13 protein-coding genes are annotated in these 12,150 nt (G+C 63.7%); 5 read left to right on the top strand and 8 right to left on the bottom strand.

The genetic code is table 11. The features are described from left to right. The first annotated feature begins 118 nt into the window (after nt 1-118). On the top strand, nt 119-1,240 hold the full coding sequence (locus tag AC07N6_RS16185) for a GGDEF domain-containing protein (protein ID WP_494782792.1): 1,122 nt from the start codon (nt 119-121) through the stop codon (nt 1,238-1,240). Here AC07N6_RS16185 and AC07N6_RS16180 read toward each other — a convergent pair whose 3' ends face one another. From AC07N6_RS16180 to AC07N6_RS16150, 7 genes are all read right to left on the bottom strand, one after another. Continuing rightward, entirely contained in the window at nt 1,241-2,131 is an 891-nt protein-coding gene (locus AC07N6_RS16180; RefSeq protein WP_494782793.1) for a DMT family transporter, read from the bottom strand. Nucleotides 2,132-2,221: 90 nt separating this feature from the next. Next, nucleotides 2,222-2,482, bottom strand: a complete 261-nt coding sequence (locus AC07N6_RS16175; protein ID WP_050466691.1) for a YfhL family 4Fe-4S dicluster ferredoxin — start codon at nt 2,480-2,482, stop codon at nt 2,222-2,224. Between the two features lie 109 nt (nt 2,483-2,591). Continuing rightward, a complete protein-coding gene (coaD, locus tag AC07N6_RS16170) occupies nt 2,592-3,080 on the bottom strand; it encodes a pantetheine-phosphate adenylyltransferase (protein WP_079218081.1) in 489 nt (162 codons plus the stop codon). Between the two features lie 36 nt (nt 3,081-3,116). Continuing rightward, nucleotides 3,117-3,782: a 16S rRNA (guanine(966)-N(2))-methyltransferase RsmD gene (gene rsmD / locus AC07N6_RS16165; RefSeq protein ID WP_494782794.1), complete on the bottom strand. Its 666-nt coding sequence runs from the start codon at nt 3,780-3,782 to the stop codon at nt 3,117-3,119. Nucleotides 3,783-3,792: 10 nt separating this feature from the next. Next, complete coding sequence (locus AC07N6_RS16160) at nt 3,793-5,130, bottom strand: M16 family metallopeptidase (protein ID WP_494782795.1); 1,338 nt, start codon at nt 5,128-5,130, stop codon at nt 3,793-3,795. A 57-nt stretch (nt 5,131-5,187) separates the two neighbouring features. Then, nucleotides 5,188-5,823, bottom strand: coding sequence for a nucleotide-binding protein (locus AC07N6_RS16155; protein WP_494782796.1), 636 nt, complete (start codon nt 5,821-5,823; stop codon nt 5,188-5,190). Nucleotides 5,824-5,885: 62 nt separating this feature from the next. Then, nucleotides 5,886-7,256 carry a M16 family metallopeptidase gene (locus AC07N6_RS16150; RefSeq protein WP_494782797.1) on the bottom strand — a complete coding sequence of 457 codons (1,371 nt, stop codon included), beginning with the start codon at nt 7,254-7,256 and terminating at the stop codon, nt 5,886-5,888. Between the two features lie 205 nt (nt 7,257-7,461). Between AC07N6_RS16150 and ftsY the strand changes: the two genes are divergently transcribed. The 4 genes from ftsY to rpoH all read left to right on the top strand — a co-directional run bounded on the left by ftsY (nt 7,462) and on the right by rpoH (nt 11,484). Next, on the top strand, nt 7,462-8,607 hold the full coding sequence (gene ftsY / locus AC07N6_RS16145; RefSeq protein ID WP_494782897.1) for a signal recognition particle-docking protein FtsY: 1,146 nt from the start codon (nt 7,462-7,464) through the stop codon (nt 8,605-8,607). Nucleotides 8,608-8,612: 5 nt separating this feature from the next. Next, nucleotides 8,613-9,305: a cell division ATP-binding protein FtsE gene (locus AC07N6_RS16140; RefSeq protein WP_141913728.1), complete on the top strand. Its 693-nt coding sequence runs from the start codon at nt 8,613-8,615 to the stop codon at nt 9,303-9,305. Then, nucleotides 9,302-10,225, top strand: a complete 924-nt coding sequence (gene ftsX, locus AC07N6_RS16135; protein ID WP_494782798.1) for a permease-like cell division protein FtsX — start codon at nt 9,302-9,304, stop codon at nt 10,223-10,225. The genes AC07N6_RS16140 and ftsX overlap by 4 nt, the downstream gene beginning before the upstream one ends. A gap of 359 nt (nt 10,226-10,584) precedes the next feature. Further along, nucleotides 10,585-11,484, top strand: a complete 900-nt coding sequence (gene rpoH / locus AC07N6_RS16130) for an RNA polymerase sigma factor RpoH (RefSeq protein WP_494782799.1) — start codon at nt 10,585-10,587, stop codon at nt 11,482-11,484. 74 nt (nt 11,485-11,558) lie between these two features. Here rpoH and AC07N6_RS16125 read toward each other — a convergent pair whose 3' ends face one another. Then, nucleotides 11,559-12,149 (bottom strand): SCO family protein, encoded by a 591-nt coding sequence (locus tag AC07N6_RS16125; RefSeq protein WP_494782800.1) that lies wholly within the window; start codon nt 12,147-12,149, stop codon nt 11,559-11,561. Between the last annotated feature and the right edge of the window lies 1 nt (nt 12,150).

Here is a 12,150-nt window from a genome sequence, read left to right as displayed (position 1 = left end):
CTGCCGATATAGCTGCCAGCATGACGCTGCCGGACGCCACAAGCGCCGGCGGGAAAGCAAGGGGATACCGGGAAACCGGTTTGCGCAACGGGGGCCGGCCAAACGCCGGAAAATGCACATGACATCCGCTGTCGACACGGAAACGCTCATCGCCGACAACCAGCAGTTGCGGGCTGAGCTGCAGGATCTGCTGCAACAGGCGCACATCAACCAATCCATCATCGAACGCCACCAGGCTTTCGACCTGAAGCTCATCGGCGCCAGCGAATTCCGCGAGCTGATCGAGGCCATACTGGCCATGATGCCCGGCGTGTTCAATCTGGAAACCGTGACGCTGTCCCTGATCGACGAGGACTACGCGATCCAGCGCATCCTGCGCGACCTGCAGATCGGCCTGAACGAATTCCCCAACCTGCTGTTCCTGAAACGGCACATCGCCTTCCCCGATGAAGACGGCCGCCGCCCGTCGGCGGAGAAACCCCGGCTTGGCGAGTACCTGGCGGCGCTGCACGGCCCGCTATTTCCCAACTACCAGCCGGTCAGCGTGGCCGTGCTGCCGCTGGTGCGCCAGCATCGCCTGCTGGGCTACCTGGCGCTGGGCAGCGCCTATCCGGAACGCTTCACGCGCAAGCTGGCCACCGACTTCATCCAGCGCCTGGCGACGGTAGCCGCGATCTGCCTCGAAAACGTGATCAACAACGAGCGCCTGAAACATATCGGCCTCACCGACCCGCTCACCGGGGTCAACAACCGCCGCTATATCGAGCAGCGCATGCATGAGGAAGTCGCGCGCGGCCAGCGCGAACGCTCGGCGCTGTCCTGCCTGTTCATCGATATCGACCATTTCAAGCGCGTCAACGACCAGTTCGGCCACCAGAGCGGCGACGATGTGCTGCGCGAAGTGGCGGCGCGGATCAAGAAGGAGCTGCGCCTGTCGGACGCGCTGGGCCGTTTCGGCGGCGAAGAGTTTGTCGTGCTGCTCACGCACGCCACGCGCGAAGATGCGGCGCGCATCGCCGAGCGCATCCGCGCCGGCATCGGCGGCCGCGGCATCATGATCGAGGGTTCGCGCGATCCGCTCAAGATCACCGCTTCGATCGGCTCGGCCTCGCTGATGCCGCCGGAGCGCAGCCGCCCGGCCGAGGAAGTCAAGCAGGCCATGCTCAAGGCTGCCGACCAGGCGCTCTACCAGGCCAAGGAAAGCGGCCGCAATCGCGTGGTGCTGGCGCCGATGGCCTGATCAGGCAGCCGCAGGCGCGACCGCGCGCCGGTCGCGGATGATCCACGGGGCGGCAATGATGAGCACGCCGCCGACCACATCCTGCGGCCGCAGTTCGGCGGCGCCCAGCAGCCATGCCGACAGGCTTGCCACCAGGATCTCCGCCAGCATCACCACCGCCGTGATATTGGCCGGCAAGCGCGCCACGCCGTATTGCAGGCACAGGTTCGATATCAGGAACAGCACCGACCACATCCCCACCAGCGGCCACGCCGCCATCGGCGTGGCCGCTGGCCAGGCAATCCATCCCGAGAACGCAAGCGCCAGGCCCAACAGGCAAGCCAGGAACGCCCCGCCGCTCAGCATGGAAATCGCGCGGGCGCCATCCGACACGCCGTGCAAACGGCGCAGCAGCACATTGTTGACGGCGAAGCACATGCCGCCCAGCACCGCCAGCCAATCGGGCAAGCTGCGCGGCAGCGGCAAACCCAGGCGCGGCTGGTACAGCACGATCACGGCGCCTGTCAGTCCCAGCGCCACGCGCCCCAGCGAACGCGCGGTAATGGCTTCGCGCAGCACCACGCGCGCCAGCGCCACGGTCCAGATCGGCATCAGGTAAAACAGCAGGATCACGCGCACCACGTCGCCATAGGCGATGGCGACGTTGAAGGCGACATTGGTCAGCCCGGTGGCCAAGGCCACGCCCAGCAGTTCGGGATGCCGGCGCAGTTGCCCGATATCGCGGCGCTTGATCACCAGCAGCATGGCGGTGCAACCCACGAAGATCGCCGCGGTGGCCCACAGCGGATGCAAGCCCATGCCTTCCAGGGCGCGCATGCCGGTCCAGGACAGGCCCCAGATCGTGGTGTTCAACAGCAATGCCGCAATGGCAGGCTTGGGAATGTGTTGCATGGTCGTGTCTTGTCTTTGCTTGGCCCGGGCAAAAGATAAAAGCCGGCAATGCCGGCTTTTATCGCAGCGCCAGGATGGGGCATCCCGGCCTCAGCCTTGCTTGGCTCCAGCCTGCAGGCGTTCGTACTTGTCCATCAGTTGCTCGCGGCTTTCGCGCCACGCGGGATTGAAGGGGATGCAAGCGACCGGGCAGACCTGCTGGCATTGCGGCTCATCGAAATGGCCGACGCACTCGGTGCACTTGTCCGGATTGATCTCATAGATCTGCGGCCCCATGTAGATCGCTTCGTTCGGGCACTCGGGCTCGCAGACATCGCAATTGATGCAGTCGTCGGTAATCATCAGCGCCATGGCTGCTCCTTTGCGCCGCCGTTCCCGCGCCGCGCCTTGCCGTCTGCGAATTTTCCTGCTCCAACCTTCATTTCCCTACCCTGCCTGCATTTGGCTACCGCAACCGGCCTCAGCCGTTCTGCTTCGCTATCTTGGCCTTCAGCCACTTTTCGACCGAAGGAAACACGAACTTGGATACATCGCCGCCCAACTGCGCGATCTCGCGCACAATGGTGCCGGAGATGAACTGGTACTGATCCGACGGCGTCAGAAACAGGGTTTCGACGTCCGGCAGCAAATAGCGGTTCATGCCCGCCATCTGGAATTCGTATTCGAAGTCGGACACCGCGCGCAGGCCGCGCACGATCACGCGCGCATTGTTCTGGCGCACGAAGTCCTTCAACAATCCGGAAAAACTTTCCACCTGGACATTCGGATAATGTCCCAGCACTTCGTTGGCGATCGACAAACGCTCTTCAAGCGAAAAAAACGGCTTCTTGTTTTTGCTGTCCGCTACCCCGACCACCAATTTGTCAAACAATCCGGATGCGCGTCGAACCAGATCCTCATGGCCGCGCGTCAACGGATCGAATGTCCCTGGATATACTGCAGTCACCATGGTGTCTCCTCACCGGCAATTCAATCAGAACGCGCATTATGCCTGAATTTGCGCGCCGCTTTTGCGTTGCAATAAATGATAGAACACCATGCCCGCCTTGTCCGAACGCAGCACTTCCCACGGCGCCATCCATGCCGGCGCCTGTTCGCCCTCCAGCGGAAACTCGGCTTCGGCATAGACCAGACCGGACGGCGGCAGCAGCGCTTCGCATACCGGCAGCATCTTTTCCAGCCAGCCCTGGTGATAGGGCGGATCGATGAACACCAATTGAAATCCCCCCGGTTCGCGCTGCGCGGCATGGCGCGCTACGGCCTGCGCGTCGCCGCGAACGATGGCGATGGAATCGGCCTTGAGCTTGTCGCGGTTGGCTTCCAGCTGGCGCACCGCAGGGCCGCTCTGCTCGACCATCACGACACGCCGCGCGCCGCGGCTGGCGGCTTCGAACCCCAGCGCGCCGGAACCGGCGAACAAGTCGAGACAAGCCACCCGGCTCCAATCGCCATCCAGCAAATGGGTGAGCCAGTTGAACACCGTCTCGCGCACGCGGTCCGGGGTCGGACGCAAGCCTTCGGCATCCAGCACCGGCAGCGGGGTACGCTTCCATTGGCCGCCGATGATGCGCACCTGATGCGGGCCGCGCGAGGCCGGCTTGCCGCCTTGCCCGGCCTTGGGCGCCGGGCGACTCCTGTTTGCCTGGTTCATGCCGCCGTCCTCACTGTGCGGCCGGCGCCTCTGCGCCGACGATGACCGTCGACAACTGCTCGGGATGGATATGACGGCGCAATGCGGCGCGCACGTCGGCGATGCTGACCTCGCGGACGCGGCCGATCCAGCGCTCAAGGTAATCCAGCGGCAGGTCGTAGAAACCGATCACGGCCATGTTTTCCAGCAGCTTGGCGTTGCTGTCGATGCGCAAGGCGAAGCCGCCAGTCAGATTGTCCTTGGCGGCCTTCATCTCGGCCGCGGCCGGGCCGTCCTTGAGGAATTTGGCCAACGTGTCGCGCACCACCTGCAGCGCCTGCCCGGTCTGCTCCTTCTTGGTCTGCAAGCCGATCTGGAACGGCCCCGGCTGCGCCAGCGGCGAGAAACCGCTATAGACGCTGTAGGTGAGGCCGCGCTTCTCGCGCACTTCATCGGTCAGGCGGGAAACGAAACCGCCGCCGCCCAGGATGTAGTTGCCGACCGTGAGCGCGAAAAAGTCCGCATCGCCGCGCTGGATGGCGGGCGCCCCGATCAGGATGTGCGACTGCGAGGCCGGATGCGCGATACGCACCTCGCCGCCCGTGGGTGCGACGACTTCGGGCAAGGCCGGCAACGGGGCGCCCTGCGGCAATTCGCGGGTCAGCCGCGCCGCGATCTGTTCGGCCTGTGCGCGCGTGATGTCGCCGATCATGGCGATGACGGCGCGGTTGGCCACATAGTGGGCCCGATGGAAAGCCACGACATCATCGCGGCCGATGGCCTGCACGCTGGCTTCGCTGGCGTCAATGGCATAAGGGTGGCTGCCGTAGATCGCCGCCATGAACGCCTTCTCGGCGATGGCCTCGGGCTTGGTCAGCTCTTCGCGGATGTCGGAAATGGCCAGCGCCTTGTCGCGCTCCAGGCCCGCCTGCGGAAAGCTGGGGTGGGCCAAGGTGCGCGCCAGCAGCGCCAGCGATGCATCGCGTTCGGCCGGCGACGACAGCGTACGCAAGTTAACGCCGGCACGGTCCTGGCCGGCGCCGGCATGGCGTTCGGCCGCGACATCGGCGAAACCGTCCAGGATCTGCGCCTCGCTCAGGCCGCCGCCATCCTGCCCTTGGCCACCTTCCACGCCGCGCGTCAGGCTGGCCACGGTCAGTTCGGCCAGGCCGGCACGGCCGGCCGGATCGCGCCGCTGGCCGGCATCGAACTGCACGCTGACATCCAGCATCGGGATCGCATGGTTGGCCACGAACAGCACGCGCGCGCCGTCGGCTTGCGTCCACGACTGGATTTGCAAAGCCGCCGAGGCGGGCATGGAAAGGCCGAGGCCGATTGCCAACAACAGAAAACCGAAATATTTTTTCATGAGACCCGATACCAATTAAAAGCAATAGACGCCCGTTCCAGGCGGCGTCCTGGCGCATCATCCGCCGTGTTTCTTTTCCACCCAGTCCAGCACCGGCTGCCACTGTTCAAGGTCGCGCTGCACGCGGGAGGGCGCGATGTCCCACAACGTCAGCCCATGCGCGGCCAGTTGCACATAATTCTGCGTGTCGCGCAAGTAGCCCAGCACCGGCAGCTTGAGGCCATCGATAAAGCGATGCAGCTGCTCGGCCGAACGGGTGCGCGCATCGACCCGCATGCCGACAATGCCCACGTCGATCTCGCCGTTGCGCACATTTTTCTCGTCCGCCAGGCGGCGCAGGAAGTCTTGCGTCGCCAGGATGTCGAAGATCGACGGCTGCAACGGCACCAGCACCTTGTCGGCCATCTTCAGCGTGTCATTCAGGCGCCAGCCGTGCAAGCCGGCCGGCGTATCCAGCACCACGTGGCTGGTGCCCTTGGGCGGCTTGGCGATGTAGTCCTCGCTGACCTCCCAGGTCGTGATCGGCCGCGCTTGCGACGGCCGGATATTCAGCCAGGCGCGGGCTGATTGCTGGCGGTCGATATCGCCCAGCAATACGCCATGCCCGCGGCTGGCGAAATACCCGGCCAGGTTGGTGGACAGCGTGCTTTTTCCGACTCCGCCCTTGGGATTGGCAACAACGATGACAGGCATGTTTTCCTCCGAGAAGAACAGCGAACCTGGCCGATTGCGAAAAACGACGTTCCTGCAAATACTCAGTGCAGCATCCCCGGCGGCGGCGGGGCAGGCTTCTTGCCGTCCAGCGGCAACGGCACCAGCGTGGCCACGGTCAGGTTGTCGTCCTTGAAATATTTTTGCGCCACCGCCTGCACCTGTTCAGGCGTGACGGTCTTGAGCCGGTCGATGATGCGGTCGATGTTCTTCTGGCCGATGCCGGTGGTTTCCATCATGCCGATTTCCATGGCCTGGCCAAACACCGAGTCGCGCTTGTAGGTCTGGGAAGCGATCAGTTGGGTCTTGACCCGCTGCAACTCTTGCGGCGACACGCCGTCCCTGGCGATGCGCTCGACTTCGGCGCGCAGCAATCCTTCCAATTGTTCGGTGCTGACGCCCTCGGCCGGGCTGCCTTCCAGCGTAAACAGCACCGGGCCGCGCGCCACGCCGCTGTAGCTGGCGCCGACCACGGTGGCCTTGCTGTCAGTGCGCACCAGGCGCGCAGTGAGGCGGGCATTCTCATAGCCGTCGAGCACCGTCGAGAGAACGTCCAGCGCATAGGCTTCCTGATCCTGCTCGACATCGCGCAGGCCAGGCACCTTGAAGCCCAGCACCACATAGGGATTCTCGGCCGGCGCCTTGACCGTCACGCGGCGCATGCCCAGCTGCTGCGGCTCGTTCTGCGGCTTTTCCCGCGGCAGCGCGTGCGGCGGGATCTTGCCGAAATACTTGTTGGCCAGCGCCAGCACGCGCCGGGCATCGACATCGCCCGCCACCACCAGGGTGGCATTGTTGGGCGCATACCATTGGCGGTACCAGGCGGCGATATCCTGCACAGTCATATGCTGCAGGTCGTCCATCCAGCCCACCACCGGATGGTGGTAGGGATGGGCGGTCCAGGCGGCGGCGTTGAGCGCCTCGTTGAGCAAGCCCATGGGCTGGTCGTCGGTGCGCCAGCGGCGCTCTTCCATGACCACCCGGATTTCCTTGGCGAACTCATCGGCGTCGAACTGCAGGTTGGCCATGCGGTCGGCTTCCAGCGCCATCACGGCTTCCAGGCGGGATTTCTCGATCTGCTGGAAATAGGCGGTGTAATCGTTGGCGGTAAAGGCATTCTCGCGCCCGCCCATCTCAGCCACCAGGCGGCTGAACTCGCCGGCCTTGTGCGTCTTGGTGCCTTTGAACATCATGTGTTCCAGCGCATGCGAAATGCCGGTGGTGCCGTTGAGCTCATCGACCGAACCGACCTTGTACCAGACCATCTGCACCGCCGTCGGCGCGCGGCGGTCTTCCTTGACCACCACCTTCATCCCGTTCTTGAGCACGAATTCCTGGGCCGTCTGCGCCTGCGCCAACGTCGCGCAAACGCCGAAAAGACCGATGGTGAGGATTGCCCTGATCTTCAATTTCATTCGCTATGCTCTGATAAAATGCGGGATTCATTGACCCTGGCGGCTGTGCGCGGGTCTTGTGGATGGGCAATTGTAACCTGTCCCATGCGCTTGTCAGGGCATGTTGCGGCGCCCTCGCCGCAACCCGATCCGCCCGGATCGTCCTGCTGCGCGCCACACCGCTTGCGCCGCGGGCAACAACCAGACCGATTCCATTCCGCCACCGATGTTTAGTTTCTTCAAAAGAAAACCCAAGCCGCAACCTGAACTGGAAGTGCAGCCGGAAACCCGGCCGGCGCCCCCCATCCAGCCTGAAACGCCAGCCACACCCCCGGTTTCCGTGCCGGCAACGCCACTGGCCGAAGCCGATTTGCCCCCGGCCCAACCGGAGGTCGGCGACGTTACCGACCCCGTCGCCGAGGCCGCAGCCGAAGATATCGACATCGTCGAAGCCCCCCAGCCGACGCCGGAAGCCAAGCGTTCCTGGCTGTCGCGCCTGAAATCGGGCTTGTCCAAGACGTCCAGCAACCTGACCACGCTATTTGTCGGCGCGCGCATCGATGACGACCTGTACGAAGAGCTGGAGTCGGCGCTGCTGATGTCCGACGCCGGCGTCGAGGCCACCCAGTGGCTGCTGGACGAACTGAAGAAAAAGGTCAAGGCCGACCGCCTGACCGAAGCCGCCCAGGTGCGCACCGCCTTGCGCAGCCTGCTGATCGAACTGCTGCAACCGTTGCAGCGGCCGCTGGTGCTGGGCCGCGAACAACCGCTGGTGATGATGATCGCCGGCGTCAACGGCGCCGGCAAGACCACCACCATCGGCAAGCTGGCCCTGCACCTGCAGGCCCATGGCCAGTCGGTGCTGCTGGCCGCCGGCGACACTTTCCGCGCCGCCGCGCGCGAGCAGTTGGCGATCTGGGGCGAGCGCAACAATGTCAGCGTGATCGCCCAGGAGTCGGGCGACCCGGCCGCAGTCGCATTCGACGCCGTGCATTCGGCGCAGGCGCGCGGCACCAGCGTGGTGATGGTGGATACCGCCGGCCGCCTGCCGACGCAATTGCACCTGATGGACGAACTCAAGAAGATCAAGCGCGTGATCGCCAAAGGCATGGCCTCGGCGCCGCATGAAGTGCTGCTGGTCATCGACGGCAACACCGGCCAGAACGCGCTGGCCCAGGTCAAGGCCTTCGACGATGCGCTGGGCCTGACCGGGCTGGTGGTGACCAAGCTGGACGGCACCGCCAAGGGCGGCATCCTGGCCGCGATCGCCAAGACCCGTCCGGTGCCGCTGTATTTCATCGGCGTGGGCGAAAAGATCGAAGACCTGCAGCCCTTCAACGCCACCGATTTCGTCGACGCCCTATTGAGCTGAGTTCAATGATTGAATTTTCCCGGGTATCCAAACAATATTCGCGCGAGGTCTATGCCTTGCGCGACATTTCCCTGTCGGTCGGCAAGGGCGAGCTGCTGTTCCTGGCCGGCCCGTCCGGCGCCGGCAAATCGACCCTGCTGAAGATGATCGCGGCGATCGAACGCCCGAGCGCGGGCAAACTGACCGTGAGCGGCCAGGACATCGGCGCCATCAAGGGCTCCGGCCTGCCCTACCTGCGTCGCAACCTGGGCCTGATCTTCCAGCAGCAGCGCCTGCTGCTGGACCGCAACCTGCTGGCCAATGTGATGCTGCCGCTGATCGTCACCGGCGCCTCGCGCGCGGACGCCGAAAAGCGCGCACGCGCGGCGCTGGACAAGGTCGATCTGCTGGACAAGGCGCAGTCCGAGCCGCAAGAACTGTCCGGCGGCGAGCAGCAGCGCGTGGCGATCGCCCGCGCCATCGTCAACCGCCCGCAGATCATCCTGGCCGACGAGCCCACCGCCAACCTTGACCGCGCCAATGCCAACAAGGTGCTGGCCGCGCTCAAGTCGTTCCACGGCGTGGGCGTGACCTGCCTGATCTCGACCCACGACGAGCAATACCTGACCGGCGCCGACCGCATCGTCTACCTGGACCGCGGCCGCATCGTCGACGGCTGGCACAACGGCGTGGCCAATCCGGTGGAGGTGTCGCCATGAACTGGCTGCGCCAACATTTCGCCGCCGCGGCCGACGCGCTGCGCCACCTGCTGCGCTCGCCGGGCAACTTCATCCTCAACGTGCTGGTGGTGTCGATCGCGCTGGCGCTGCCGTTTGCCGGCCTGTCGGCGCTGGAAAACGTGCGGCCGATTTCCGACCAGATGTCGGTCGAGCCCGAAATCAGCATCTTCATGAAGATGGACGCCAGCCGGGATTCCGCGCAAGCCATGGGCAAGACCATTGCCCAGGTGCTCAAGGACAGCGACACTGTGGGCCGCGTGGAATTCATCCCGCGCGAAAAGGCTTTCGATGCCATGAAGAGCAAGACCGGCCTGGCCGACGTGCTGGCCACGCTGGGCAGCAATCCGTTGCCGGACAGCTTCGTGCTGCGCCTGCCGGGCTTCCAGAACGCCATGGATGCCGGCCGGGTCGACGATATCGCGCAACAGCTGACCAACCAGCCGGGGGTGGACACGGTGCAGATCGACTCGGCCTGGGTCAAGCGGCTGGCGGCGCTGCTGCGCATCCTGCGGCTGGTGCTGTTGTTCCTGGGCATCACGCTGGGCGCGGTGGTGGTAGCGGTGGTGTTCAACACCATCCGCCTGCAAGTGATGACGCAGCGCGAGGAAATCGAGGTCTCGCGCCTCCTTGGCGCCACCAACGCTTTCATCCATCGCCCGTTTTACTACACCGGCGCCTTGCTCGGCTTGTGTGCCGGGATGGTGGCGCTGGGCCTGGTGATCGCCGCGCAGCAGCCGCTGAATGCCGCCATTCTGGATTTCGCCCACCTGTATGCATCCGAATTCCAGCTGGCGCCGCCCAGCGCCATGGCGATCGGCCTGCTGCTGGCGGTGAGCGCCCTGCTCGGCCTGTTCGGCGCGATGATGTCGGTGCGCCGGCACCTGGCGCGCATGAAGTAAAAAGCCGGCATTTCTGCAATGCAATGGCCGCTGGCGATGCCGGCGGCCATTTTTGTCAATAATCCTTGAAAAGCCATCAAATAGCCCTAGATTTAGCTCTACCGTCTTGCAGAATTTGTTACAGGTTTTTGACTTCCTTTTTGACCTGCCGCAGCAACTTTCATCCCCCATGTCCTTCTAATATGCAGGGACGAAAGCAATGATTGTCAGAACTGCAATAGAGCAGTTCTATCGGGGTCTTCCAAACTTGCAATTAGCACTCTCAAATGACGAGTGCTAAAATACCCTATCGAAATGCTCCAGCTTTAAAGCATTGCTTTAATCTACACGTCCTTCCGTTTAGGAAACAAGGAGAATCAATGAAATCAGCGTCTGCACAATCTGCACTCATGCCGGTCGAGTCGAATGCACTCGCGCTCGGTTTTTCCGGCAGCCTGGGCAACATCGACGCATATATTTCGGCAGTGAACCGCCTGCCCATGCTGACGCAGGAAGAAGAAGTCCAGCTGGCCCGCGACCTGCGCGAAAAGAACGATCTGGGCGCCGCCCAGAAAATGGTGTTGTCGCACCTGCGCCTGGTGGTGTCGATCGCCCGCGGCTATCTGGGCTACGGCCTGCCGCATGCCGACCTGATCCAGGAGGGCAACATCGGCCTGATGAAGGCGGTCAAGCGCTTCGATCCGGGCCAGAACGTGCGCCTGGTGTCTTACGCCATGCACTGGATCAAGGCCGAGATCCACGAGTACATCCTGAAGAACTGGCGTCTGGTCAAGGTGGCCACCACCAAGGCCCAGCGCAAGCTGTTCTTCAACCTGCGCAGCCACAAGGAAGGCCTGGACGCGATGTCGCCGGCCCAGGTCGAGGCGCTGGCCAAGACGCTGGACGTCAAGCGCGAAGAAGTGATCGAGATGGAAACGCGCCTGTCCGGCCGCGATATCGCGCTGGAGTCGCCGACCGATGACGATGACGACAAGTTCGCGCCGATCGCCTACCTGTCCTCGGAAAACACCGAGCCGACCCGCGTGATGGAAGCCAAGCGTTACGACCGCATGCAGTCGGAAGGCATTGAAACCGCCTTGTCCAAGCTGGATGACCGCTCGCGCCGTATCGTGGAAGCCCGCTGGCTGGCCAACGACGACGGCTCCGGCGCCACCCTGCATGAGCTGGCCGACGAGTTCGGCGTATCCGCCGAGCGCATCCGCCAGATCGAAGCGGTAGCGCTGAAGAAGATGAAGACTTCGCTGCAGGCGTATTCGTAATCTTCCCTGCAAGGCACAAAGCAAAAAGGCCAGTCATCATGACTGGCCTTTTTGCTTGTCTGTACGGTTTGCGCTCAGGACAACAACAGCTTGATATCGTGCGCCAGCGTCTGCGGGTCCTGGCCGTGCTTGATGAACAGGCGGATGTGTCCTTTCGGGTCGAACACATAGCTGCCCGCGGTGTGGTCCATCGTATAGCTGCCCGGCTGCTTGCCCGGCACCTTCTGATAAAACACCTTGAATTCCTTGGCCACCTTTTCCGTCTGCGCCAGGTCGCCGCGCAGGCCGAGGAAGCGCTGGTCGAACGCCGGCACATATTGCGACAGGATTTCCTGGGTATCGCGCTCGGGGTCGACGGTGACGAACAGCACCTGCACGCGGTCGGCGTCGGGGCCCAGCTCCTTCATCACGTTGGCCATCTCGACCATGGTGGTCGGGCACACGTCCGGGCACTGGGTATAGCCGAAGAACATCACCACCACCTTGCCCTTGAAATCAGCCAGTGTACGCGGGCGGCCGGTGTGGTCGGTCAGCGCGAAATCCTTGGCGTAATCCAGGCCGGTGACATCGGTATTGTTGAACTTGAGTTCTGGCTTGGACTGGCCGCAAGCGGCCAGCAAGGTAGCGCAAGCTGCCAGCAGCAGCGTAGAGAGGAATCGCGTCATC

Source organism: Herbaspirillum sp. GW821-FHT09A12, from assembly GCF_059418325.1.
This window is presented reverse-complemented; position numbering and strand designations above follow the sequence as displayed.